This window comes from Neptuniibacter sp. PT8_73 (assembly GCF_047778045.1).
GTDB lineage: Bacteria > Pseudomonadota > Gammaproteobacteria > Pseudomonadales > Balneatricaceae > Neptuniibacter.
The window spans coordinates 2,122,060-2,148,747 of the sequence record NZ_CP180545.1 but is presented as its reverse complement, the minus strand read 5'-3'; the positions used below and the strand labels follow the sequence as shown (position 1 = coordinate 2,148,747).

14 protein-coding genes are annotated in these 26,688 nt (G+C 43.1%); all 14 read left to right on the top strand.

Going from position 1 to position 26,688, the window contains the following annotated elements; translation table 11 throughout:
- The first annotated feature begins 22 nt into the window (after nt 1–22).
- The 14 genes from ACMXYN_RS09560 (at nt 23) to ACMXYN_RS09495 (ending at nt 26,687) form a co-directional block, all read left to right on the top strand.
- Nucleotides 23–9,781: a filamentous hemagglutinin N-terminal domain-containing protein gene (locus ACMXYN_RS09560; protein ID WP_415891615.1), complete on the top strand. Its 9,759-nt coding sequence runs from the start codon at nt 23–25 to the stop codon at nt 9,779–9,781.
- Between the two features lie 26 nt (nt 9,782–9,807).
- The gene (locus ACMXYN_RS09555) at nt 9,808–10,554 is read left to right on the top strand and encodes a SapC family protein (protein ID WP_415891614.1); all 747 of its coding nucleotides are present in this window, start codon (nt 9,808–9,810) and stop codon (nt 10,552–10,554) included.
- Nucleotides 10,554–12,221: a type VI secretion system protein TssA gene (gene tssA / locus ACMXYN_RS09550; protein ID WP_415891612.1), complete on the top strand. Its 1,668-nt coding sequence runs from the start codon at nt 10,554–10,556 to the stop codon at nt 12,219–12,221. Before ACMXYN_RS09555 ends, tssA begins: the two co-directional genes overlap by 1 nt.
- Nucleotides 12,222–12,236: 15 nt before the next feature.
- Nucleotides 12,237–12,725: a type VI secretion system contractile sheath small subunit gene (gene tssB / locus ACMXYN_RS09545; RefSeq protein WP_415884446.1), complete on the top strand. Its 489-nt coding sequence runs from the start codon at nt 12,237–12,239 to the stop codon at nt 12,723–12,725.
- 34 nt (nt 12,726–12,759) lie between these two features.
- Nucleotides 12,760–14,244 (top strand): type VI secretion system contractile sheath large subunit, encoded by a 1,485-nt coding sequence (tssC, locus tag ACMXYN_RS09540; protein ID WP_415891611.1) that lies wholly within the window; start codon nt 12,760–12,762, stop codon nt 14,242–14,244.
- A 62-nt stretch (nt 14,245–14,306) separates the two neighbouring features.
- A complete protein-coding gene (gene tssE / locus ACMXYN_RS09535; RefSeq protein ID WP_415891610.1) occupies nt 14,307–14,726 on the top strand; it encodes a type VI secretion system baseplate subunit TssE in 420 nt (139 codons plus the stop codon).
- 4 nt (nt 14,727–14,730) lie between these two features.
- On the top strand, nt 14,731–16,521 hold the full coding sequence (gene tssF / locus ACMXYN_RS09530; RefSeq protein ID WP_415891609.1) for a type VI secretion system baseplate subunit TssF: 1,791 nt from the start codon (nt 14,731–14,733) through the stop codon (nt 16,519–16,521).
- The gene (tssG, locus tag ACMXYN_RS09525; protein ID WP_415891608.1) at nt 16,485–17,771 is read left to right on the top strand and encodes a type VI secretion system baseplate subunit TssG; all 1,287 of its coding nucleotides are present in this window, start codon (nt 16,485–16,487) and stop codon (nt 17,769–17,771) included. The genes tssF and tssG overlap by 37 nt, the downstream gene beginning before the upstream one ends.
- A 33-nt stretch (nt 17,772–17,804) precedes the next feature.
- On the top strand, nt 17,805–20,462 hold the full coding sequence (gene tssH / locus ACMXYN_RS09520; protein ID WP_415891607.1) for a type VI secretion system ATPase TssH: 2,658 nt from the start codon (nt 17,805–17,807) through the stop codon (nt 20,460–20,462).
- On the top strand, nt 20,462–22,114 hold the full coding sequence (locus ACMXYN_RS09515) for a sigma 54-interacting transcriptional regulator (RefSeq protein WP_415891606.1): 1,653 nt from the start codon (nt 20,462–20,464) through the stop codon (nt 22,112–22,114). The genes tssH and ACMXYN_RS09515 overlap by 1 nt, the downstream gene beginning before the upstream one ends.
- 16 nt (nt 22,115–22,130) lie before the next feature.
- Entirely contained in the window at nt 22,131–22,829 is a 699-nt protein-coding gene (locus ACMXYN_RS09510; RefSeq protein WP_415891605.1) for a DUF3592 domain-containing protein, read from the top strand.
- A gap of 137 nt (nt 22,830–22,966) precedes the next feature.
- Nucleotides 22,967–24,961, top strand: a complete 1,995-nt coding sequence (locus tag ACMXYN_RS09505; RefSeq protein WP_415891604.1) for a type VI secretion system Vgr family protein — start codon at nt 22,967–22,969, stop codon at nt 24,959–24,961.
- On the top strand, nt 24,951–25,697 hold the full coding sequence (locus ACMXYN_RS09500; RefSeq protein ID WP_415891603.1) for a DUF4123 domain-containing protein: 747 nt from the start codon (nt 24,951–24,953) through the stop codon (nt 25,695–25,697). Before ACMXYN_RS09505 ends, ACMXYN_RS09500 begins: the two co-directional genes overlap by 11 nt.
- 30 nt (nt 25,698–25,727) lie before the next feature.
- Nucleotides 25,728–26,687, top strand: a complete 960-nt coding sequence (locus ACMXYN_RS09495) for a hypothetical protein (RefSeq protein WP_415891602.1) — start codon at nt 25,728–25,730, stop codon at nt 26,685–26,687.
- Nucleotide 26,688: the final 1 nt, after the last annotated feature.

Sequence of the window (26,688 nt, the reverse complement as noted above, 5' to 3'; positions counted from 1 at the left end):
CCAGAAATAAGAACGGATGCATATGAACTGGTCAAAAACAGCAATATCAACTTTCGTAAAGTCAGCCATGGTGGCGGGCGTTAGTAGTTCTATATTACTGCCGAATAAAGTCTTTGCGGGGCCTGCTGGTGGGGTTATTTCACAAGGCAGTGGCAGTATTAGTGTGAATAACAAAACGACCACTATCAAACAGTCTACTTCAGCAATGGTAGTGGATTGGCAGAGTTTTAACGTAGCTCAGGATGAGCTTGTTAAGTTTGACCACCCATCAGCTAAAGCTTCTACCCTAAACCGTATACATGATCAAAATCCCTCTCAAATTCTTGGTCGAGTGGAAGGTAAGGGTAGGGTATTCCTTGTCAATCCGAATGGTATTGTCTTTGGTGAAAACTCTACTGTAAACCTTGGAAGTTTAGTTGCGACCACCAAGCAAATTTCTGACAGTGATTTTATGTCAGGAAATATCAAATTACGTGATGTAGATGATGAAGGCGTCATTGTTAACCGCGGCACATTAACTGCTGCGACAGGCGGATCAGTAGTTCTGGTTGGCGATAATGTCGTTAATGAAGGTGTTATCCAAGCTGTAAAAGGTTCTGTTGTATTAGCCTCAGGTGAAAGCGCAACGCTGGATTTTGATGGTGATGGATTGCTTCAGTTCAAACTATCAGGTGAAGCTACAGAAGGTAAGACAGATACCGCGGTTTTGAATGCTGGCATGATCAGTGCCGACGATGGTTCTGTTCTTTTAACCGCTAAAGCAGCCCGTGATGTGTTTGCTAATGTTGTAAATAATACCGGTGTTGTTGAAGCCAAAGGCATAGATACCAGTGGCGGTAAAATACGTTTAGTTGGTGAAGGTGCTGATGTTCGTACTAGTGGTCAGTTAATAGCGACAAGTGAGCTGGGTACAGGCGGACAGATCGATGTGACAGGCGATCATGTTGCTATTGATGGTGGTGCTCTGCTAGATGTCTCTGGTCAAAATGGCGGTGGTCATATTCGTGTCGGCGGCGGTTATCAAGGTAATGATGCAGACATAAACAATGCTGAAAAAACATATGTTGCTGATACGGCGACATTAAAAGCCGATGCTATTGAATCTGGTGATGGCGGTGAGGTGATTGTTTGGGCCGATGAATTTACAAATTACAAAGGTTCGATCAGCGCGAAAGGTGGCTCACAAAACGGTGACGGTGGCTTTGCCGAAGTATCTGGTAAGCAGGCACTTAGCTTCACTGGTGATGTCGATCTAACTGCTGAAAATGGTGTTACTGGTGAGCTCTTACTTGATCCTGGATATATTGAAATTGTTAAGAATAGTGGTTATATACTCGATGACGATGTGGTATTCGATGGCGATACGAGTACAACTACGAAAATAGATGTAGATAACTTAGTTTCGCAATTGGCTACAGCAAATGTTTCATTGCAGGCTGAGGTTGATATCGATGTTAAGACAAGCATTGATACGACAGGTAATACAGGGGATGTGGCTTTTACCAATAACCTGACTCTGCATGCCAAAAATGACATTAATATTGACGGCGATATTTCGTTAAAAACAGGTGCAACTTTAACACTAAGAGCCAATGGTGATGTCGATGGCAATGGCAATATATCTCAGAGTAAGGCAATCACTGCAACTCACTTAGTTGTTGATGCAAAAAATAGCGCTGATTTAACTGACCAGAATAACAATTTTGATACTGTTTCGTTAAGCGGCGGGTCTGTGAATATCAGAGATGTTGATGGTGTTGATCTGGCCGCTGCGGACCTTACTGGTTCGTTGACAGTGAATGCAGGTGGGAACATTACTCAATCAGGCGTAGTAGACGTTGCTAGTGCTACTGCTCTTACTTCGGGCGCTGATATCACGCTTGATAACAGCAATAACGATTTCTCATCCATATCCCTTACAGCCGTCAATGCTCAGGTGAATGATATAAATGCATTAGATCTGGCTGCGACAACTCTTACAGGCTTGTTAGAAGTAACAGCAGAAAATGATATTACGCAGTCATCGGCTATTAGTTTAAATAGTCCCGCTAGTTTTACGTCTAACAGTGGAAATGTCATTTTAAATAATCCTGCAAATGACTTTTCATCTTTGGGTGTATCAGCTCTCAATGCAATTGTAGAAGATGCCAATGCATTAATACTATCTGATACTAATGTGGCTGGTGATCTGTTTGTGATAACAGCTGGGAACTTAACTCAATCAGCCGCGATTAATGTTGGTGGAACAACCGACCTAGACGTGGCTGGTGCTATCACATTAGAGAACGCTAACAACAATTTTTCTTTTGTTAATGCATCTGCGACAAATATTAGCGTGCGAGATGTGAATGCTCTTAGTGTTGCAGCTTTAAACACTAACAATCTTACAATCACGACCGGTGGCGCTTTAACCCAGACAGGCGCATTTTTTGTGTCTAATGAAGCGCATATCGAAGCAGCATCCACGGTTTTTACAGAAGGTAACGATTTTAACGTTTTGTATCTTAATGGTGGGTCAGCAACCATCAATGACATTAACAATGTCGTTTTAGGTAATACAGATTTAACACATGCTTTGACAGTCACAGCTGCTAGCAACATCACTCAAAATGCTGCTGTTGAGGTAGGTGGATTTTCCACATTGACAGCTACTAATATACTTTTAGATGACAGCAATAATGATTTTTCATCTGTTAAGTTAACAGCAGTTAATGCGCAAATAGCAGACCGTAATACATTAGTTTTTGGTGCTAGTGATATTTTTGGTGTTTTGAATGCAACTGCTGAAAGTCATATCACTCAATCTGCAGCTATTACTGTAGATGGAGCAGCAAGTTTTACTTCAAATACGGGCAATGTCATTTTAGCTGATGCTTCGAATGAGTTTTCATCTGTTGGTGTTTCTGCACTTAATGCAACTATTCAAGATGTGGATGAACTAGCGCTATCCACTTCCTCCATAACAGGGGATTTGTTGGTCACTACAGGTGATAACCTAACTCAATCGGGTGCGGTTGATGTAGCGGGTGCAACTGTACTTGCTGTTTCAGGTGATATTACTTTAGAAAGTGCTGCGAATGACTTTGACACTTTAAATGCTTCAGGCACAAATATTCGCGTGCGCGATTCGAATAATCTGATCGTTGAGGCTTTAAATACTACTGACCTTACAATCCATGCCGGGAATGCTTTAACGCAAACCGGCGGATTTGTTGTATCTAATGAAGCAAATATCCAAGCTACCACAGCTACTTTAACGCAAGATAACGATTTTAATTCTCTGTCTTTGAATGGTGGCACTGCATCGGTTAATGATATTAATGCTGTTGAACTCGCTTCAACGAATTTAACCGGTACATTAACTGTTACAGCAGCGGGGAATATCTCACAAAGTGGTTCAATTGAGGTGGATGGTGCTACCTCACTAACTGCAACCAATGCTGATATCACGTTAGATCACAGCAATAACGATTTCTCATCTATATCTCTGACTGCAATGAATGCCCAAGTTGAAGATGCGAGCGCATTAGTTCTAGCTTCAACTGATCTGACGGGTACTTTGGCCGTAACTGCAGAGGGTAATATCACACAAAGTGGCGACGTTGAGGTGGATGGTGCAGCTAGTTTTACTTCGAACAGTGGAGATGTCACTTTAAATCAAGTAGGTAATGATTTTAGCTCGCTTGGTGTATCAGCGGCGAATGCGACGGTTGTTGATGTTAATGCAGTAGAGCTTTCAAGCTCATCTGTCACAGGCGATTTATCAGTCACTGCTGGTGGAAATCTAACTCAATCGGGTGCGATTGATGTAGCGGGTGCAACTGTACTTGCTGTTTCAGGTGATATTACTTTAGAAAATGCTGCTAATGACTTTGACACTTTAGATGCTTCAGGCACAAATATTAGTGTGCGTGATGAAAATGATCTGAGTGTTGCAGCTTTAAATACCACTAATCTCACAATTACTACGGGTGGTGCCTTAACCCAAACAGGCGCATTCGTTGTTTCTAGTACGGCTAACATCGAAGCAGCTACTGCCACTTTAACGCAAGATAATGACTTTACCTCTTTGGCGCTGAATGGTGGTTCTGTAACGGTTAATGATATTAATGACGTTGTATTGGATACGACGGATTTGACTGGAAATTTAACTGTTACTAGCGGAGGCAATATCACACAAAGTGGTGACGTTGAGGTGGATGGTGCTACTTCACTCACAGCTGCAGGGGATATTACTTTAGATAATAACGGAAATGACTTCGCTTCATTAGCATTGGATGCCGTTAACGCAGTTATTCAAGACAGCACAGCACTCGAACTAGCAGTGACGACCATTACTAATGCTTTAACAGTTACATCTGCTGGTGATTTGACTCAGTCCGGTGTAATTGATGTGAATGGCGCCACTGTTCTTGCAGTTACAGGTGATATCACTTTAGAGAATGCAGCTAATGACTTCTCTACCATAGAGGCTACAGGCGCGAATATTAGTGTGCGTGATGCGAATGATCTTAGCGTTGCTGCTTTAAATACCACTGATCTTTCAATTAATACGGGCGGTGCTCTAACCCAGACAGGCGCATTTGTAGTTTCTAATAATGCTGCAATTGATGCGAATACCGCGACGTTAGCCCAAGATAATGACTTTGTTACTTTGTCTCTAGCGGGTGGGTCTGCAAATGTTAACGATATCAATGCGATTGAGCTTGGCGCGACTGATCTCTCAGGCACATTAACCGTTGCTGCTGGTGGAAATATTACGCAGTCGGGTATTGTTGAGGTTGATGGTGCTACGGACCTAACAGCAATTGGTAATAGTATTATTCTGGATAATGCGGCCAATGACTTTTCTAATGTAACTGTCCAGGCAGATACTCTTACTCTAGCTGATAGTAATGATTTAAGTTTAGCTGCGCTGTCAGTTGAAAACTTGACTCTCACTATTGCTGGGGCGATGACTCAATCCGGTGTTTTTGATGTTCAAAACACTGCTGATATCCAAGCTAACACTGCAACATTAAACCTAGATAACGATTTCAATTCATTAGCGTTAAGCGGTGGCTCAATTTCGATTAAAGATATCAATGGCTTATCTCTAGGGGCTACCGATCTATCAGGTAATTTGACCATTGATACCGTTGGCACATTGAGTCAAACCGCAGATGCAGAAGTTGATGGCCTTACTGATCTTACTGCTACAACGATTTTATTATCTGAAGACAATGACTTTACTGATCTGGCTCTTTCAGCGCAGGATGCAACAGTAAAAGACATCACAGCATTGCGTTTGGATACATCTTCACTGACAGGTTTCCTATCTGTAAATACTGGCGGTGACTTAACGCAAAATGGCGCGGTAACGGTTGCTGGCTCAACGACTTTTGCATCTGTTGGTCAGTCAATTGATCTTCAAAACAGCAGTAATGATTTCAATACAGTGACAGCGGTCGCGTCTTCTGTGAGCCTGAATGATAGTAATGATTTGATCCTGAATGGACTGACTGTTGACGATTTAGCTGTAACAGTTGTAGGCACGTTAACGCAAACGGGCGCCTTCATTGTAAATAATCTTGCTGATATTACTGGTAACCTAATTACTTTAGGCCAAGCAAATGACTTTAATTCGTTAGCCTTGGCAGGTGGCAATGCTACGGTAAATGAGGTTGATGAACTGAACTTAGATTCAGTCAATCTAACAGGCTCTTTAACCTTAACTACAGGCGGTAATCTTTCTCAATCGGGTACTGTTAACGTAGATGGAAATACCGATCTTGATGTTTCAGGTGTTATCACGTTACTCGATTCGAACAATGATTTCTCTACAGTTGATGTCATAGCGAATGAGCTACATATTCGTGATGCTGGAGATCTAAGTTTGTCTGCTTTGAACGTTGATGAATTAACAGTCATCACGGCCGGGCAGCTTACGCAAACGGGTGTGTTTGATATTGCAAATAGCGCCGATATAACAGCTGCAACTTCTATTCTTACGCAGAATAATGACTTTAATACTTTGGCATTAGCGGGGGGGAGTGCAACTATCACAGAGGCAAATGGTGTATTGCTTGAAGCATCTGATCTCACCGGTAATCTAACCCTCAATGTGGCAGGAGCGTTATCGCAATTAGGTGCTGTGAGCGTTGATGGCACAACGGATTTAACCGCATCGTCTATTTCTTTAACCCAGAGTAACGACTTTGCAACATTGCAGTTGGCTTCGGGTGATACAACTATTACTAATTCTGGTGGTTTGAATCTAGGTTTGAGTCATGTCACTGGAGATTTAAATCTGATGCTGGGTGGGGATCTAACTCAATCTGATGCACTCCAGATTGATGGCACTACCTCAATTACAGCACCTGGTTTTGATATTTATCTACAAAATATCGGAAATGATTTTAATAGCTTCTTTGCGAATGCTTCTGAGCTGAACCTCGTTGATAAGAATGATCTCTCGTTTGCTGGTTCATTTGTAAATTCATTGGATCTGGATATTACGGGTGATCTGACTCAAACCGACGGTATTACTGTTAATGATCTGGCTGATATTAGTGCTAATACCGTTTTCTTAGATCAGCCAAACAACTTTAATCAGATCACTATTACAGCTTCATCCGCTCTTATAGAAGAAGCAAATGATATTGATCTACTTTCACAATCTATTACGGGTGACTTCACGCTGACTGCAGATGGAGATATTACGCAATCAGAAGCGCTTTCTTTTACAGAAAACGTAGTAATTCAATCCACTAGTGGCGATGTTCTTTTAGATAATGCGCTTAATGATTTCACTTCTTTAAGCCTTGAAGGTGATCACGTCAGCATTGCTGATCAAAGTGATTTAGTGCTTACAAGTCTGGATGTGAATTCTCTAACCATCGATATTGACGGTGACCTAACCCAGACAGGTGCTCTAGCTGTAGCTGATCAAGCTGAACTTGCTGCTTCATCAATTAACCTTGGTCTTTTAAATGATTTTAATAATCTAGGCGTACAAGCAACGGCGGTAACGATTAATGAAATTAATGGTTTTACTTTTACAGACTCAACTATAACTGGAGCTTTAACTATCACTTCTATGGGTGATGTTGAGCAATCTGCTGCGATTAATGTCTCTGGTCACACGAATATTGATGCTTCAGGTAATGAGATCATTTTGCAAAATGCTGCGAATGATTTTGCGACAATAGAACTGACCGCCATTGATGCCAGATTGAGCGATGGTAATGATCTAATCGTAAGTTCAGCTATCGTTGATCAACTGATGCTTGATGCTGCAGATACACTCAGTCAAACAGGTGAGATAAGCGTTACTAATGGTTCAGATATTTCGGCTTCAGTTATCAATTTGAATCTAGGTAATGATTTTAATGGATTGGCTCTGCAAGGCGGGGAAGCGAATGTAAATGACATTAATGACCTAAGTTTAGGGCTGACTAATTTATCTGGTGATTTGACAATTACTGCAGTGGGCTCAGTCTCCCAGAGTGCATCTACGATTGTTCAAGGAAATACGGATATCACTGCTGCTGTGGTTAATCTGCAGCATGCAGATAATGACCTGAATACTTTTTCTGCCACAGCCTCTGAAGTGTATCTACGTGATACTAATGACTTGTCGGTCGACTCTCTAACTGTAGATGAAATAAGTCTTCGCACCGATGGAACATTAACTCAAACGGGTGCGTTTACCGTTGCCAATCTGGCAGAGTTTCATGTTGATAGTGCGGCACTAGATCAGGCTAATGACTTTAATCGCTTATCTATTAATGGCGGAAGCATCGAAGTTAACGATATTAATCAATTGGATATAGCTGCTTCTTCTCTAACGGGAACTGCTTCTATTACTGCAGCAGGTTCTGTGTCCCAATCGGGCGGGTTAACTGCGGATCATATCGAGTTAAATGCTACAGGTCATAATGTAGAATTGGATCATGTTGACAACAATCTTGATTCTTTTGCGGTTAATGCTGAAACAGTAGCAGTAAGTAACTCTTCGGATCTTGAGATCGCTGCGAGTACCATCGGTCAAAGTTTGACTATTACAGCAACAGGCGATGTTACTCAGTCGGAATCTCTTGATATTTCAACTTTTGAAATAGATGCATCTGGATTTGATGTAAATCTAACCGATAGTAATAATGATTTTGACTCATTTGCGGTAACAGCCAACACAGCAACTATTGTTGATCAAAATGGTATTTCTCTTGCCGCGTCTCAGGTTACAAGTGAATTTGATTTAACTGCAAATGGAAGTGTTACTCAGACAGCGGCCCTTAATACTGGCTTGTTGGACGTTACAGCTGTAGGTCAGACCGTTGAGCTTTCTAACGCTAATAACCAGCTGGGTGCAGTGTCATTGCAAGCAGATGCTGCCACGCTCGTATCCTCAGGTAATCTGTCAGTACAGAATGTAACGTTAACCAATTCACTTGATTTAACCGTAGCAGGGGATGTAACTCAAAATGGAGCACTGATGGTGCCAGAGTTATTTATCAATACAGGCTCAAATGACCTGACATTGACTAACTCTGGTAACCAGTTCGATCGCTTAAGTGTTAGAGGTAACCAAGCACGAGTTCGTGATAATGGAAGCCTTGAACTTATGGGAGTGAATGTTAGCGGCTTAAGCATTGTTGTGGATGATTCGCTTACTCAGTCATCTGGTACAACGATAAAAGCAAGTGATCGTCTATCTGTAACGGCAAATCAGATCGTTCTAAATCAAGCCAATAAGATCGATTCGGTTGCGCTTTCGGGGACTAATGCTGAGCTTACGAATGCTGCAAACCTTGAGCTAAGCAATATCAATTTAGACAATCTTTCTTTGAATGTTTCTGGTTCGGTGAGTAATACCGTAGCGAGTAATATCCAGGTGAATAATGACTTTGTCGTTTCAAATTCTGGAAATATTACCCTTGGTAACGTAGCGGGTGACAGTGTGAATTTTGGCGGGATCACGCTAAAGAGTAAGGGAGTAACTATCAGAGAAGATAGTGATACTTTGCTCAAAGACGTTACAGCTTCAAGTTTGACTTTAACAAGTACTGGTGACGTTAAAGATAATGGTGATTTATCGATCTCAGGGACACTCACCGTCGATGCTCAAGGCGACATTGAACTCGGTTCCTTTGGTCAATCCGAAGTGACTAAGTTTGGTGCAATTAACTTACAAGCCGACAATATTCGCGTGATTGAAGAAGACTCTATGATGATCCATCGTGCTAAAGGTGATGTTGTAGAGTTGTTTTCTGAAAAAGGAGCTATCTATACCAATGGTACAAAAATTGTAGCCAAGAGTGTATTAACACTAGATGCTGGTCCTAACCAAGATATTGGTAGTCCAAGTAACTTAATCAACTTCACTCTTGATCGAACAGGCTCTCTTACGCTTGATGCACGTAATGCTTATTTGACTCAGTCCGCGGCAGACTTCTCTCGACAAGTAGCACTATTCAATTCAACTGCTTTGATTCGCTCGGAAGCCAATCTAGTCGCGTTGACACGCTCTGAAGTTCAATTCTTAAGTTATCTATTAGGCGTAGATGACGCACTGTTCAATGAATTCGTAACTATCTTCGATGTGCAGGAAGATGGCATGTTGTTGCCAGAAGATCAGCGAGAAGAAGAGCTTTCTTGGTTTAGTAATGATGGTCGTTACCTAGTGTCTGTAGATAGGAATGAGAAGTTCGAAAATTTACATGATATGTGGGTTAAGTATGGTGAGATCTTCACAGTACTGGCTATGGATAATCCACGACAGAATGTTGGGTTGATGTAAAAGTAAGATAAGGGAATATCTGAAAAATGAGTGTAAATAAACCTCTTTTTTATAATCAAATTACAGCGCTGAGTCGCGAAACACATAGTGATCTAGCATTTGATAACGCGACTGGTTACCGATTTGCACAAGACACCAATTCGGTGCCTATCTGTGTAAGTGAATTTTCTGCAGCTTCTCGCTTATATCCTATTGTTTTTGTCCTTCAGAATAATGAAGTCGCACCAATTGCTGTGCTTGGTACCCAACCTAAAAAAAATGTTTGGGTTGATGAGCAGGGGCATTGGCTTGGTGATTATGTACCCGCTTATGTTCGTCGTTATCCATTTATTTCTGTAAGAACATCTGAGCATGAATCAACGCTTTGTATCGATGCAGCAAGCGATAAGCTTAACGTAAATCAAGAAGGCACAACGCTTTTTGATAAAGAGGGGGAGCAGAGCGAATTTCTTAAGCAAAGATTTCAGTTAGCCGAAGCTTATGAAACCGAAATGTTACGAAACAAACGTCTTTCATCATTTCTCTTAGAGCATAACCTACTAGAACCTGCTCAACTCAATGAAAAGACTGAGAACGTCAAAACAGTATTGTCTGGTTTTATGGTGGTTTCTAGAGCGCGCTTGGAAGCTTTGGATAAAGAAGTTATCGCCGAACTCCATCAAGAAGGTGCTTTAGAGCTGATTTATCAGCATCTATTTTCGTTGGAATGCTTTAACTCTCTTGCAAAAAAATGTTCGGAATCTAATGAAGTTTTAGCAGAGGGAGCTGCTTAATGGATCAACAAGAGATTCTCAGTCTCGCATTACCTTTAGAGGGCGGTAGCCCTGTTGGGCCAGATGTAAAACATGATGATGATTTTACAAGGCTAGAGGATGAATTGAGAAAAGGCGAAGGGATCGATATTCAGCCGATCGACTGGCCTGTGGTCGAGATTGTTTCCGGCAAGATTCTTAAGGAGCAAAGTAAAGACCTTCGGGTGGCTTCTAGGTTAGTGGCTGCGCTTTTCTATCGTCACAGTTTTAAGGGGCTAAATGCGGGTTTTAAGTTATTAAGAGACTTAGTTAATGCACCTTACTGGGATGATATTCACCCTAAAAGGCCTAAAAGCCGAGGTGCAGCTGTTTCTTGGACGCTGCAGAAAATTGATCGACCGTTTTCGGAATTTGAAACAACGTTAGAGCAAGCTACAGATGTAATTGAAGCTGCAAATGTATTTGTTGAATTAGATAACGCACTGGCTGAAAAGCTGGGTGATAAAGCGCCCAGTTTATTTGAATTCCGTAATGTCATTGGTCGATATAAGCAAGAAGCTGAATACCTCATTGCGGAAGAAGAGAAAAAGAAAGCAGCACCTGCTCCTGCGCCGCTTGAAGCAGAACCTCAGCCAGAAGCATATGTTGCTTCTCAAGCTAAACCCGCAGTAGAAACGAATCCAGCACCTAGTCAAACTGCGCCAGTGCAACAACAGAAACAAGAGCAAGCACAGCCAACAGTTAAAGCCCCAACACATGTCGCAGTCGCTGTTTCTTCAGCAGAAGATATCGCAAAGGCGCTACGTTCTTGTAACTCCACCATGAGCAAAGTAGCTCACCTCGTGAGAGGGCAAAAGTTGAGTGATCCTTATGCCTATTATCTTTTGCGTACAGGTATTTGGATGCAGTTAAGAGAGGTGGCTGCTGATGGTGTATTACCCGCACCAATGGGTAATAAATTAGCAGCGCTTCAACAGCTAGAACAAAACAAAGATTGGCCAAGTCTGATAGAAGAGTGCGAAAAAACATTCGCGTCAGGACAGATCTTTTGGCTATCCCTACATCGAATGGTTGCTAATGCTTTAGATGCGATGGGCGCTAAAGAAGCTGCTCAAGCAGTAAAAGATTCAGTTGCCATGCTGGTTTCTCGCTTGCCAGAAATTCTTACACGTACGTTTGATGGCGGGGAAGGATTTGCTGATGAGATGACCAAAGCGTGGATCGCCTCTTTATCTACTCAAAGTAATGAAACTGCAGCATCAGATAGCGGTGAATCACAAGAGAGCTCCCCTTGGCAGTCAGTTGCGGCTGAAGCGAAAAAGCACGCTATTAATGGCGAATTTGATCAAGGCTTGGCTCTGTTTAAACAAGGCATATTGTCTGTTAGCAGCTTACGTGAACAGGCTTATTGGCAGCTGGAGCAAGCACGTTTTTGTTACGAAGCTGGCCACCTAGAAATTGCACAGCCTCAGCTCACATATCTTCATCAAATGATCGAAGAAAAGCATCTGCAGCAATGGGAACCTTTACTGCATTTGGAAGTAACGAAGTTACTCGTTAACTGCCATTCCCAAGCGCAAACAAAGAAAAAATATACAACAGAGCAGCTAACTCAAGTTGACCAGCTTAAAGCACACCTGTGCTTAATGGATCCACTGGGTGCGCTGTCCATTCTTAAAACAAACTAATAAAGGAAGTAAATAATGGCTAAAGAAGGATCAGTTGCCCCTAAGGAAAGGATCAATATCGTTTACAAGCCTGCAACAGGTGACGCAAAGGAAGAGATCGAATTACCGCTAAAAATGTTGATGGTCGGTGATTACACCCTGCGTGAAGACGATGATGAAGTTGAAGATCGTGAACTGATTGACGTTGATAAAGCCAATTTTAACGACGTTATGTCTAGCCAAAAGCTAAATCTTCAACTGACTGTACCTAACAAATTGTCGGGTGAAGAAGACGATGAGATGCCTGTGGATCTTAGCTTCGATACGTTGAAAGACTTCGAACCAGAAGCAGTCGTTCGCCAAGTACCTGAAATGGCAAAACTACTGGAATTGCGTGAAGCGCTTTCATTCTTGAAAGGCCCGCTAGGTAACGTACCTGCTTTCCGTAAGCAGATTGATGAGCTGCTAGGCGATGACGAATCTCGTCAAAAGCTAATGGCAGAACTTGGTATCGAAAAATCTTAAGCCTTCGCGGCATTAGAGACAAAGGAATAAGAATATGTCTGAACAAGAATTGGTAGCGGAGCAGGGTGCAGTTGTAGAAGCAGAACACGGCTCTTTGCTCGATCAGATCCTACAACAAACAAACATGAAAGCGGGTGACGAGTCCTATGATGTTGCATCAAAAGGGGTTCAAGCTTTCATTGCTGAGATTTTAACGTCGAGTGAAAAGACTGAGCGCGTACAGAAGCAGCTCGTTGATGACATGATCGCCGAAATTGATGAGAAACTGAGTCTACAACTGGATCAGATTCTACATAACGAAAAGGTTCAAAAGCTTGAATCAGCTTGGCGTGGTTTGAAGTTTGTTGTAGATCGCACTGATTTCCGTGAAAACAACAAAATTCAGATTCTAAACGTATCGAAAGAAGATCTTGCAGTAGATTTTGAAGATGCATCGGAGATCACTCAATCAGGTCTGTACAAGCAGGTTTATACAGCTGAATATGGTCAACACGGTGGTGAGCCAGTTGCTGCGATTATGGCAAACTATGACTTTGAACATAGTGCGCCAGATGTAAGCCTTCTGCAAAGCGTAGCAAGTGTGTCGACTATGGCTCATGCGCCATTTATCGCAGCTGCATCGCCTAAGTTCTTTGGTGTCGATGATATTCAATCACTTCCAAACCTGAACGATATCTCTGCCATTTTTGAAGGCCCACAATACGCGAAGTGGCGTTCTTTCCGTGAGAGCGAAGATGCAAGAAGTGTTGGTCTAACGCTACCGCGTTTCCTTCTTCGTCTGCCTTATCACGAGCGCGATAACCCAGTTAAAGCATTCCGCTACAACGAGAACATTGATGGCGACCACCAGAACTACCTATGGGGTAACACATCATTCGCGTTTGCAACGCGTCTAACTGAGAGTTTCGCTAAGTATCGTTGGTGTCCAAATATTATTGGCCCGCAAAGCGGTGGTGCAGTAGAAGACCTTCCACTTCATCAGTATGAAGCGATGGGTCAGATCGAAACTAAGATCCCGACAGAGGTACTTGTTTCCGATCGCCGTGAATTTGAATTGGCTGAAGCAGGCTTTATCCCACTTACTTTCCGTAAAGGCAGTGACAATGCTGCATTCTTCTCAGCTAACTCTACGCAAAAGCCTAAGTTCTTTGGTGTGAGTAAAGAGGGTAAAGAAGCGGAGATGAACTACAAGTTGAGTACTCAGCTTCCTTATATGTTCATCGTTAACCGTTTAGCGCACTACATCAAGGTACTGCAGCGTGAAAACATCGGTAGTTGGAAAGAGCGTAACGACTTAGAAGAAGAACTAAACGTTTGGATTCGTCAGTTTGTTGCTAACCAAGATGGTGCTAGTGCAGAAGTGCGTAGCCGTCGTCCACTTCGTGATGCGAGCATTACGGTATCTGATGTGGAAGGTGAACCAGGTTTCTACCGTGTGTCTATGAATGTGCGTCCACATTTCAAATATATGGGTGCAGATTTCACATTGTCTCTAGTGGGCAAATTGGATAAATCCTAAAAGATTGGTTGCGGGGGACTGCTCTGTTGTAAACCCCCGCAGCCTGCTATGGAGAGCAAAAAATGCTGGAGTATTCGCTGTTACAGCGAGTTGCATTAGGTGACGAAGGAGCGCAACGATCTTTAGACGTGGGTGTTGATAAGCTTCGTCAATCTGTCCGTTTGCATCTACAAAACCTATTTAATGTTCGTTATGGCAGTGTCGCGTCATTGCCCGAATATGGTTTGCCAGATTTTAATGATTTGGATCTCAACTCCGGTTATATGCAGGCGGTTAAAGAGATGCGTAAAGCGATTAAACAGGCTTTAGATCTCTATGAACCTCGCTTGGATCAAACACGTGTCTCATTTACTCAAAATGAGGATGATCCTACCGATCTGCGTTTTGAAATTGTGGCACGACTCGTCGTTCCAGGAAGCCCTGTCCGCGTCAAATTCGAGACGATGATGGGTAACGATGGATTGTTTAAGGTACAGAGCTAACTGAATGGCATTTAACAAGTATTATCAGGATGAACTTTCATACCTCCGTGAATTAGGGGTAGAGTTTTCGCGTCTAAATCCAGGTTTATCAAAATACCTTTCAGAAGAAGGTAGCGATCCTGATGTAGAGCGCCTCTTTGAAGGGGTAGCCTTTTTAACCGGTCGACTTAGACAAAAGCTCGATGATGAACTTCCAGAAATTACACACTCGCTAGCTAATCTTCTTTGGCCCCATTACCTCCGTCCTTTACCTTCAATGAGTATTTTGGAGTATAAACCTGTAGCCAGTGCTTTGACGGAAGGGAAAACAGTTGAACGAGGAGAGCTCGTTAAAAGCGTTGAAGTCGAAGGGACTGCTTGTGAGTTTAAAACCTGCTATGACGTAGATATCTATCCAATATCGTTAACTGATTTAACCACGACTGCGAATAGTGATGGTACAGAGATGACCATCAAATTCGATCTAGAAACGACAGCGACTGCAGAAACTATGGCGCTTAAGAAACTGCGCTTGTTTCTACATGGTGATAGAGAGACTCATATTAGTCAGGCGCTTTATTTATGGTTGTTCCGCTATTTAGACAAAGTAACTGTTGAAGTTAATTATCGCGATGGTCGAGAAAGTTCTCGGCATGGCTTAGGCCCACAGGCAGTATCACCGGTGGGTTTTGCAGAAGATGAAGCCTTACTTCCTTATACAAACCGTTCTTTTGAAGGTTATCGATATCTTCAAGAGTTTTTCGCTCTACCAGAAAAGTTCCTATTCGTTGATATCAATACGGATGTACCAGCGCTAGCTGACCCTATGGTTGAAAGCTTTTCGCTTCATTTTAACTTTAATCGTCAATTCGATTCGCAATTACGCGTGAAGCAGAATCATATTCGTCTCTTTTGTACGCCAATTATCAACTTGTTTTCGCATGATGCCGACCCGATTAAGGTAGATCAGCGCAAATTGGAGTATTTAGTAAGGCCGGACTACCCACATCAAGATCATATAGAACTATATAGCATTGATGATGTGCTAGGTAAGCAGCGTGGTCGCAGTGATATCTATGAATACCAGCCTTTCGAGAGCTTTGAACACGAACTGCAGCAAAGTGAACAGCAACGTCAGATCTATTATACGCAGCACCGTAAAATATCAACTTTACAAACTGGCGTTGATAGCTATGTACGCTTTGTCGATCTCGATAATCACAAAGCTTTACCGGTCACAGAAACGGTATCTTTGGAGCTGACCTGCACTAACCGTAAATTGCCAGAAACGCTGCGCGCTGGTGATGTGATCTATCCCACATCGAATTCCCCAGAATTTGTCACCTTTAAAAATATTACGCGTGTAACCAATGCATTGCCGCCCCCAGTCAGAGAGGGCTTGCATTGGCAAGTGATTGCGAATTTGGCACTTCACTATCGGCCTTTAGCTAATCTAGATTCTTTGAAAACACTGCTTGCAAGTTATGACCTGAGAGCGATGTTTGATCGTCAGGCTGAAAGGGCGAGCAAGCAGTTACAGGATGGCATCGTCAGTATTGAGACAGAAACAATTGATCGTATTTCCAAAGGGCTACCTGTAAGAGCGTTACAGACATCCATGAAAATGCGTGAAAGCAAATTTGGGGCGAAAGGCATACAAGGTGAAAGCAGTATGTTTCTGTTTGCTTCTGTCTTGAGTGGATTCTTTGCTCAATACGCGCCAATTAACTCGCACCATCAATTGGTTGTTGAAGGGCTTGAAAATGGGGAGGTGTATCAGTGGAAGATACAGCCGGGTACGAAAACTCTCCTTTAGAACAAGCGTTAATTCGAGAACCTCATCAGTTTGATTTCTATCAGGCTGTGCGCTTACTCGAAAACAATGCGTCGGTGAAAGTAGGTTATCAAGGTTCTGTTGCCAATGAGCGGGTTCGTTTCGCTGGGCATCCAACCCTTGCATTTGCTAGCAGCGATATTGCTAAAGCGCGTCGAGATCAAAGCGGTAAGCCGGTTCTCGAGTCCAATTTTATGGGGTTGTATGGTGCTGCGTCGCCTATGCCTGTTTATGTGACTGAGAGCATTATCGCCGAACAGATGAGGGTCGAGACTCAGGATCATCAAACCTACTTCATTAAAAAAGAAGAGCAGCTTCAACGCTTAAGGGATTACCGTTTAGATATCTCTAGTCTGCTCAATGAAGCATCGGAAATTAAAAAGCAGGTTAAAGCAGGTGCGCTTTCGGCACGGGAATTTAAAGAGAGCGAATTAGAGCGCTTACGTGGCATCGAATCGCTGCAAGATATTTTAGGCAAAGCGGATTACCAAGCATTCAAACATGGAGATATGTTACTCCAGCTTTACGATGCTCCAGCTGCAAGGCAGAGAGATTTTCTCGATCTCTTCAATCACCGTTTCACGTCGTTACTTTATCGTGGCTGGTCTAAATATCAGCCAGGTATGCAATACCAAAAACAAGCAGAAGACCCATTTTCGCAAGGTCTATTTGCCCTGATGGGCGCGCCTAATAAGCAAGCACGAGAAGCGTCAGCAATAAACTGGCCGCGTTTATTAGGCTATGCCGGTGTTATAGGGATGAATTCTGGCTCAGTCAGTGTGATGACAGCTGTAATCAGTGGCTATTTTGGTCACGTTCCAGTGCGCGTTAAAGAGTATGTCGAGCGCTGGGCAAACATTCCGCAAGACCAGAGGAATAGATTGGGTAGAGCCAATATGACACTGGGCGAGGACCTCTGTTTAGGTAAAAGAATTAAAGACTATTGCGGCAAATTTAGAGTGTGTATTGGGCCACTCGATTTCTCTTCTTTCGAGAATTTTTTGCCAGATGGAAAAAACCATAAAGCGTTACTGGAGTTGATCGATGTGCTAATGCCAGAGCAACTCTGTTTCGATATTGAACTGATTTTAAAAGGTGATGCAGTACCAGCCTTTGGGCTAGGTACAGCGCATACGCCCAAGTTGGGTTGGGTAGGCTGGTTAGGAAAAACTAACGGTGAAGACCAAAGTGTTTTCTTTACGCCTCATCACAAAGGACAAACGGATATTTAAGCCATTAGCTCGGCTTATTTCGGAGAAGGACAAATGGACAATATAAAAATGAAATCCCTAATGGGGCGTTTAAATAAAAACTGCACGCGCGCTTTAGAAGCTGCAGCGGGTTTAGCTGTATCTAACGGTGCTTATGAGATCAGTGTTGAGCATTTTTTACTTAAACTGCTTGAGGATGATAACGACCTGGCACAGGTTCTAGTCCACTACAACATTAATGTAATGCACTTTGTTCGTGACCTGCAACATGCAGTAGAAGCGGACAACAAAGGTAACACCGGTAAACCTGTGTTCTCACGTACCTTAATGGGTTTATTTGAGGATGCATGGTTAATCTCTTCTCTAGAAAGGAACGATTCCGAAATTCGCAGTGGTGTATTGGTATTGGCGATTCTGTCTAACCAACGCCGTCATGGCATGGCTAGCTATTGCGATCACTTCTCTGATGTTTCATTTGATGATCTGTTAGCAAATTACGATCAGATTGTTGTTGAATCACCAGAGCATATTGCGCAGCAGGCAACTAAAGCAGAGCCAAGCGCACAGCAGTCAGATGTCGATATGGGGCCGTTGCAGAAATTCTGTACCCATTTTACGGCACGTGCCCGTGAAGGCTTGATTGACCCTGTATTTTGTCGAGATGTCGAGATCCGCCAGATGATCGATATCCTTGGCCGTCGCCGTAAGAACAACCCAATCTGCGTTGGTGATGCAGGTGTAGGTAAAACAGCGGTTGTGGAAGGGTTAGCACTCAAGATTGCTCAAGGTGAAGTGCCAGATGTACTCGCAAATGTTGAGCTATATGGTCTAGACCTTGGCTTGTTACAAGCGGGTGCAAGTGTAAAAGGAGAATTTGAAAACCGCCTAAACGGTGTCATTACTGCGGTAAAAGAATCACCTACACCTATCATTTTATTTATAGATGAGGCGCATACCCTGATTGGCGCTGGCGGTGCAGCAGGTAGTGGTGATGCTGCGAACCTTTTGAAACCTGCTCTAGCGCGTGGTGAGCTACGTACAGTAGCTGCAACGACCTGGTCCGAATATAAAAAGTATTTTGAAAAAGACCCAGCACTGGCGCGTCGATTCCAGTTGGTGAAACTTGATGAGCCAAGTGTTGATCAGGCAGTAACGATCATTCGTGGTCTACGTGAGACTTACGAAGCAGCTCATGGCGTATATGTAAGGGACGATGCTGTAGAAGCCGCTGCAAGCTTATCTTCTCGTTATATTTCGGGTCGACAACTGCCAGACAAAGCGGTTGATGTATTAGATACAGCGGCTGCGCGGGTAAAGATTAGTATTTCTTCTGTTCCTGATGGTGTCGAAGATGCCGAACGTCGTATCCAAACATTACAACGTGAAAGAACAGCTTTAGAGCGAGATATTGCGTCTGATGTAATCGCTAATGAAGGACAGCTTGAAGCCTTGGACAAACAGCTAGATCAATCTATGACCGAACTAGCTGTGCTTAATGATCAGTGGCAAAAAGAGAAAGAGGTGGTAGAACGCATTCTTGATCAACGCCAGCTCTTAGCTCAAGCACATTTGGGACAATCTGATGAAGAGATCAGTCAACCCATTGATGAAAATCAGATTAAACAGCAGATCCGTAAAGATTTAGATAAGTTAGCTGAAATTCAGGGTGATAATCCTCTGATCCATTATGAGGTTTCACCTGATGTTGTAGGTAGAGTTATCGCAGACTGGACCGGTATTCCACTGGGTAAAATGGTGCGTGATGAGGCCGCTTCAGTTTTAACACTGGCAGATAATTTGAAGCAGCGTATCCGAGGTCAAGATCATGCCGTTGCGGCAATTGATCGTGGTGTCCGTGCTGCTAAAGCCGGTGTAAATAATCCAGAAACTCCGATGGGCGTGTTCCTCTTAGTTGGTCCGAGTGGTGTCGGTAAAACCGAGATGGCCCTGGGTGTGGCTGATATGTTGTTTGGTGGTGAACGCTTTTTAACAACCATCAATATGTCCGAGTTCCAAGAGAAGCACACTGTTTCACGGCTAATTGGCTCACCTCCAGGCTACGTCGGATTTGGGGAAGGTGGTGTTTTAACAGAAGCGGTGCGTCAAAAACCATATTCATTGGTGCTTTTAGATGAAGTTGAGAAAGCTGATCTAGAAGTAATGAATCTGTTCTATCAGGTGTTTGATAAAGGCATGCTTTCTGATGGTGAAGGGCAGTTAGTTAACTTCAGAAATACAGCCGTTTTCCTTACATCAAATCTAGCGACAGACATCATCACCGATATGTGCAGCGATGGTAAACGTCCAGATCCTGAAGAGCTTATCGCTGCGATACGCCCTGTTTTAAGTAAACACTTCAAGCCTGCGTTATTAGCTCGTATGCAAATCGTACCTTTCTATACGATCGATGCGTCTGTGATGTCGGATATTGTCCGTCTGAAATTGAACAAGGTTGTGAGCCGTGTTGCGGACAGTCAGAAACTGGAGATGACCTATAGCGATGCCGTGGTTGAAACGATTGCAGCGCGTTGTAAGGAAGTCGAAAGTGGTGCCCGAAACATCGATCACATTATAAACGGATCTTTATTACCTCAATTAGCGACCGAACTACTTGAGAATATGAATGAAGAATCCCGCTATACCCATCTTGATTTGGATCTAAATGAAGACGGTGGATTTGTACTCAATTTTAGAGAAGGTCAAACGCAGTAATGGATTACTCAATTGAAGATTCTGTATTAGCGCTAGAAGAGCTAGTACAGATTAACCTTTCAATAACACGCGAAAAGGATGTTAAGCGCCTGTTAGATAAGATTCTAACAGCCGCGCGCAAACTGACGGCTGCTGAAGCCGGCTGCGTTTATATTCTGGATCGTAAAAAACGCTTTTTAATTCCAGAAGTGACTCAAGGTGAGTGTTTAGTCAAGGTTAGTCATGAGCTGAAGCCAGTTGATCTACATATAGATCAACGATCTGGTCATACTGATGTTATTTCGTGGGCGGCGCTATCAGGTCAGATCGTAAACATTGCCGACGCTTACCAATACAGTGGTTTCGATTTTTCTGAGTTGTACCGCTTAGATAAGTTGGCAGAGCAAAAAACTAACTCCATGCTGGTGGTTCCTTTAACTGATTTTGAAGGCGTCAGCTTAGGGGTTATGAAGCTCTATAACCGCCGGGTTGATGAAAATGGCGAAGTTGAAGCATTCCCAGATCAGATCGAAGGCTTAGTTAAAGCCTTTGCCGCTCAAGCCGTTGTGGTTGCAGAAAATACCCGTTTACTTGCAGACAATCGTGTTCTGATAGAGCAATTAGATAAAGCTAAACAGGTTCTGGAAATCGAAAACCAACAGCTTAAAGCGAGCATGGGTGGCACGTTAAAAGTCGACAATATCATTGGCGATTCCCCAGAGATGCGCAAGGTATTCAACTTGATGGAGAAGATCGTCAGCACCAATGCAACGGTCTTTATCCGTGGTGAAACCGGCACAGGTAAAGAGCTTATAGCGTCTTGTATACATCGTAATAGCGCGCAAAGAAGTAAACAGCCCTTTGTTGCTCAAAACTGTGCTGCGTTACCAGAAGAACTCCTCGAGTCTGAATTATTCGGTTACAAAAAAGGGGCATTCAGTGGTGCATCTAGCGATAAAAAAGGCCTTATCGAACTAGCCAACGGCGGTACGCTTTTCCTTGATGAAATCGGTGATATGCCGCTTAAGTTACAAACCAAACTATTAAGGGTTTTACAGGAGCGAGAGGTAAGGCCATTAGGTGCATTGCACCCAGTCAAAGTCGATATTCGTGTCATTGCTGCTACTCATCAAAACCTAAGCGAACTGATCGATAAAGGTGAGTTTCGTGAAGATCTGTACTATCGCCTCAATGTATTCCCAATTGATCTTCCAGCGCTAAAAGATCGCAGAGAAGATATACCAGCATTGGTTCATTACTTTGTTGGACATATTGCAGAGCAATACAACAAATCCATTTCAGGTATAAAGCCTGCAGTTTTAGATGTAATCCAAGCTCAACCATTGCCAGGGAACATCCGCGAGCTACGCAATATCATCGAACGTGCGGTTCTATTAGCGCCGGATGATGGCGTGATTGAGTTAATACACCTTCCAGATGAAATGATCCGAAGCAAACGCCAAGCGGTTCAACAGCCTGATGTGTTCTGTCTTGAAGGCGATAGCTTAAAAGACACTATGCAACGCCTTGAAGCCAAAGTGATTGCGGACAAGTTACAAGCGCATAAAGGTAATCAGACCCGTACAGCTAAAGCCTTAGGGGTTTCAAGACGATCTTTGGTTGAAAAATTAAGTCGCTATAACCTGCGAGAAAATTCAATGGCCTGCCATTAATTTTCAAGGATGATGTATGAAAAAATTAAGCGTTTTATTTATCACAATCGGCGCTTTGTTGCTTTTTGTCAGTGCTTTTTTAATTTTTAAACAGCAGGACTTTTTAGCACATGCCTTAACTTCAGAAGGGCAGGTTATTCAGTTGGTTCAGACACGGTCGGGAACCTATAGCCCTATTGTGCAGTTTGAATCACATCGGGGTGAAATTCACCAAATAAGTTCCACGAGTAGTAGTAAGCCTCCAGCATATGATGTGGGCGAGAAGGTCACAGTTTATTACGAATCTTATGATCCAGAAGGCGGGGAAATATCTGGTTTCTTTTCGCTTTGGGGAGTGCCTACGATTTTAGGGAGTATAGGTTTAGGGTTTATCTTAATTGGAACAGTTTTTATATTCCTATTGAGTGATAAATCTCGCCTTCTTAAAAAATTGAAAGTTTCAGGGATTCGGGTCCAAGCACAGGTAGAAAGCATTCAATTGAATCACTCCATTGTGTTTAATGGTCAGCACCCTTATAGAGTTTTTGCTAAGTGGAATGATCCACATTCAGGAGAAGAAATAACCTTCGTGAGTGTGAATTTATGGTCGGATCCAAGCGATCAGCTTACTTCCGAGTATGTCACTGTTTTTATGGATAAAGATAACCCCCAAAAATACGTTATGGACTTAGCTGCAGCAGTTAATGGCTCGAATAATAAAGAGCAATTGGCATAGCTATTGCTGTCTTTAAAGCAAAGGCAAAAGTAAACGCATTGTATCTGAATGCGAAAACTGGATGGCTGGTTAAGCAACAAAAAGTTGTTTTAGACGCAGTATAAAAATGGATTAATGGGTACAGGGACGATCTAAACGTGTTTTTAAAATCAAACGAAGAACGTTTTTTCTTTGAAGCGCATGGCGTAGGTGATGACTTTCACCTCGTCAGGATGACAGGAAAAGAAACTTTATCTCAAAGCTTCCGTTTCGAAGTAGAAGTGGTTTCTAAATACCCTGACATCGAGTTAACACCTACGCTAGGTCAAACCGGTTTAATTACCCTGCATGATCAGACCAATGCCGGAGAGCCTTATACCCGTTACATTCACGGTATCGTTACAGAAGCAGAGTTAGAAGAAACTAACCTACGCCAATCGACCTATCATTTTGTTGTCGAGCCTAAAACCGAACTGCTTAACCTCCGATCAGGCTGCCGAATCTTTCAGCAACAAACTACGCAAGAGATTGTAACCACGCTACTCGAAGAGGCTGGTTTCTCAAACGATGAGTTTGAATTTAAGCTGCAAGAGTCTCATCCGGCGCGTGAATACTGTGTTCAGTACAATGAAACCGAACTTCATTTTATCCAACGTCTATTGGAAGAAGAGGGTATTCACTACCACTTTGAACATGAAGAGTCCCTACACCGTATTATCTTTAGCGATAGTTCGGCGTCTCATCTACCCATCCCAAATGAAGCGGTTATTCCTTATTTCCACGATGCTCAAGGGGCATTGCGCGAGCAGCATATCTTTCGCTTTGATTACACCGAAGAGGTTGTTTCAGGCAGAAGCCAGATTAGAGATTATGACTTCACACGGCCAAAGCTGAAGCTGAAATCCTACAAGCAAGCTGAATTGGATGAGATGTTGGAGGTTTATACCTATCCGGGACGATTCCAAACCACTGATATTGGTGATCACTACGCGCAAGTGCTATTGCAATCCATTAATGCCAAAAGAAAGATAGCGGTCGCAGAGAGTGATGTTAATCGCCTGATTCCAGGGCTCAGCTTTACCTTAGATGAGCACGAAAGAGATGAGCTTAATATTGAGTATTATATTACCCAGGTAGAGCACAAATGCGCGCAGCCGCAGGTGTTGGAACAAGGGTCAACGACAGAAGGCTCTTCCTACAGCAACAGAATTAAGGCGATTCCATTTGATGTTCCTTTCCGTGCATCGCTGACCACACCTGTACCCATTGTTCACGGCTGCCAAACCGCGATTGTCTGTGGCCCAGAAGGCGAAGAGATCTATACCGATCAGTACGGACAGATCAAAGTACAGTTCCACTGGGATCGTATCGGTCAGCGAGACGAGCATAGCTCCTGCTGGATGCGCGTCAGCCAGCTTTTTGCCGGGAATCAACGCGGCAGTATGTTTATTCCCCGTATTGGTGAAGAGGTACTGATCGATTTCCTAGAAGGTAATCCCGACCGTCCGATCGTAACCGGCCGTTTGTATCACGGTTTAAGCCGCTCACCTTATCCGCTACCCGATAACAAAACTAAAAGCACCATTAAAACCAACTCAACCAAAGGCGGAGATGGTTTTAATGAGATCCGTATAGAAGACAAAAAGGGTGAAGAGCAGATCTTTACCCATGCTGAAAAAGATATGGAGCAAATAACCCGAAACGATCATAAAGAGTGGGTAGGTAATGAACACCATAAAATCGTTGAGAGTAACGAATATCGCCATATCAAAGGTGATGAACATGTTAAAACTCAACAGCGATATAGCCGCCGTGTAAATGGTGATATGCACTTGATCATCGGTCAGGACCACCAACTTAAAGTCGCCGAGAATCAATATACCTATGCGGGTGAAGAGCTTCATTTCACCACCGGTGTAAAACACGCCCTAGAAGCGGGTGTAGAGATCTCGTTCAAAGCAGGTGGTAGTTTAGTCACGATTAACCCCGGTGGTGTAACTTTTAATGGCCCACAAGTCACACTAAATATGGGGGGCGGGGGTAGTGGTAAAAAAGCTGCACCTATCAGCCCTGCGCAATTAATGACGATGGAAACACCAGCTCCTTTCTGCGAAGAGTGTGAAGCTTGTAAGGATGGCAGCTGTGCAATCTGAACAGGTACTGTCACTTCGGGATCAAATTGATCAGTTAGAAGAAGAAAGCTCAGAACAGCTCAACTACTTTTGTGTACTGAGTGGAACGTCTAAGAGCAATGGTTTAGAAAATTTCTATAAGTTAGGGGGCAGTGGAGCGAAACCGCTTTGGCTGAATACTCCTTATGCCGATTGGGAAGAGGTCATGCCTTACCTCGTAAACATCGACAGTGACAGCCCATTTATTGACTGGTTGGAAGCACAACAGCAAGTTTTTCCCGATTGGGGGCTGTTAGTGGCTAGCTCGTATGGATTTGATGAAATTTTCACTCATTTCGAAAGCTTGACCAAAGTATTGACGCCCAGTGGTAAAGAAGTGTTTTTCCGTTATTGGGATGCGCCGCAATCTCAACCGGTTTTAGCCCTGTCGGATGAGCCAAACCGAGCTGAACTTATGGGGCCCGTCAGTTATTGGCTTAGCTCGCAAGGAGGCATTGAGCATCCGAGTGAACCGCAAGTAATAGGCAAACGTTTCCCTTGGTGGATGTTGAGTGAAGCACTGGCTTTAGCACTGTTCAAGCAAAATCCTGCAGTAGTAAAGCAAAACTTAAAACAACGTTTGATCGACAATCATTACGATTCTATCGATGGGATGAGTGAATCGCTTCTGGATGCAAGGTTAGGGGCTTTTATTAAAAACAGACCCGATGGAAACGTTGAAGAATTATTAAAATATTTATCGCGTTGGCAGCGCTGAGTTCTGCACATACGAAATAGGGAAGTGGGCATGGAATCTAGTTTTGATTACCAATCGATGTATAACACCATTAAGGAAGATTATCGCAAATGCATCGATGACTACCGCGATATGAGTGATGCATTTTTACTGGGCTGGTTAGTGGATATGGAACAGTCCATCAAAATACAGGATTGGGAAACTACGCAATCTATCGATGATAATGATTCCGTGAGTCGTGATGTGATTGCTTGTCCACTAGATGGGATTATTAATGTTGTTCATCATTTTGAAGCCCAGTCATTTATACCCATCAGTGGAACAATTGTGACTATCTATGAGGATACGTGGCCCACGAATACGTTCATTAAGAGCCTCCCAACAAATGCTAACGGCGTTGCACGTTTTGAGCTTGATAAGCTGAAATACGCGGGTAAACCGTTAGTTATCAAGGTAGAACCAGACCTTAATCAGTCACATGTCGATGAGCTTTTTGGTAGTTATGACAGCTTGATTGAGAAATTATTAGCCTGGCTGGATGATAAGTGGACTTCGGTACAAGTGGCTGCATGGACTGATTATATAGCCAATCCTCTGAATGCGGTTGACGCTCTACAAGAGTTCCTCGATGCGTTTTTGGATGCCATCAAAGACGTGTGGGACGATCTGAAAATGATCTTTGAGATGTTGACTCATCCTGAAAAACTTTTTGACGTGATACAGAAATACTGTGATCCGGCAGAAATGTCGAAACTGTTAGAAAGCGCTAAGCAAGAAGTTGAAAAAATGCTGATTTTGCTCAAAGACGAAGCGCGTCTCTTTCTCTGCATTAATGCTATATACAGTTGGTTACGAACCTTTACTCCTGCGCAAGTTTTTACGATTGCAGCTTCTGCCGCGGCGGTACTCTTGGTGGAGGTCATACTGAATTTGATAATGCCGGGAGGCATTTTTCGAAAGATTTTGACCAATTTCGATAACACTGAAGACCTAATAAGAGCGCTAAGTTAAT

Excerpts from the sequence above, each read along its gene's own strand:
- ACMXYN_RS09560 (WP_415891615.1), top strand. The coding sequence starts at position 23 with ATGAACTGGTCAAAAACAGCAATATCAACTTTCGTAAAGTCAGCCATG.
- ACMXYN_RS09555 (WP_415891614.1), top strand. The coding sequence starts at position 9,808 with ATGAGTGTAAATAAACCTCTTTTTTATAATCAAATTACAGCGCTGAGT.
- tssA (WP_415891612.1), top strand. The coding sequence starts at position 10,554 with ATGGATCAACAAGAGATTCTCAGTCTCGCATTACCTTTAGAGGGCGGT.
- tssB (WP_415884446.1), top strand. The coding sequence starts at position 12,237 with ATGGCTAAAGAAGGATCAGTTGCCCCTAAGGAAAGGATCAATATCGTT.
- tssC (WP_415891611.1), top strand. The coding sequence starts at position 12,760 with ATGTCTGAACAAGAATTGGTAGCGGAGCAGGGTGCAGTTGTAGAAGCA.
- tssE (WP_415891610.1), top strand. The coding sequence starts at position 14,307 with ATGCTGGAGTATTCGCTGTTACAGCGAGTTGCATTAGGTGACGAAGGA.
- tssF (WP_415891609.1), top strand. The coding sequence starts at position 14,731 with ATGGCATTTAACAAGTATTATCAGGATGAACTTTCATACCTCCGTGAA.
- tssH (WP_415891607.1), top strand. The coding sequence starts at position 17,805 with ATGGACAATATAAAAATGAAATCCCTAATGGGGCGTTTAAATAAAAAC.
- ACMXYN_RS09515 (WP_415891606.1), top strand. The coding sequence starts at position 20,462 with ATGGATTACTCAATTGAAGATTCTGTATTAGCGCTAGAAGAGCTAGTA.
- ACMXYN_RS09510 (WP_415891605.1), top strand. The coding sequence starts at position 22,131 with ATGAAAAAATTAAGCGTTTTATTTATCACAATCGGCGCTTTGTTGCTT.
- ACMXYN_RS09495 (WP_415891602.1), top strand. The coding sequence starts at position 25,728 with ATGGAATCTAGTTTTGATTACCAATCGATGTATAACACCATTAAGGAA.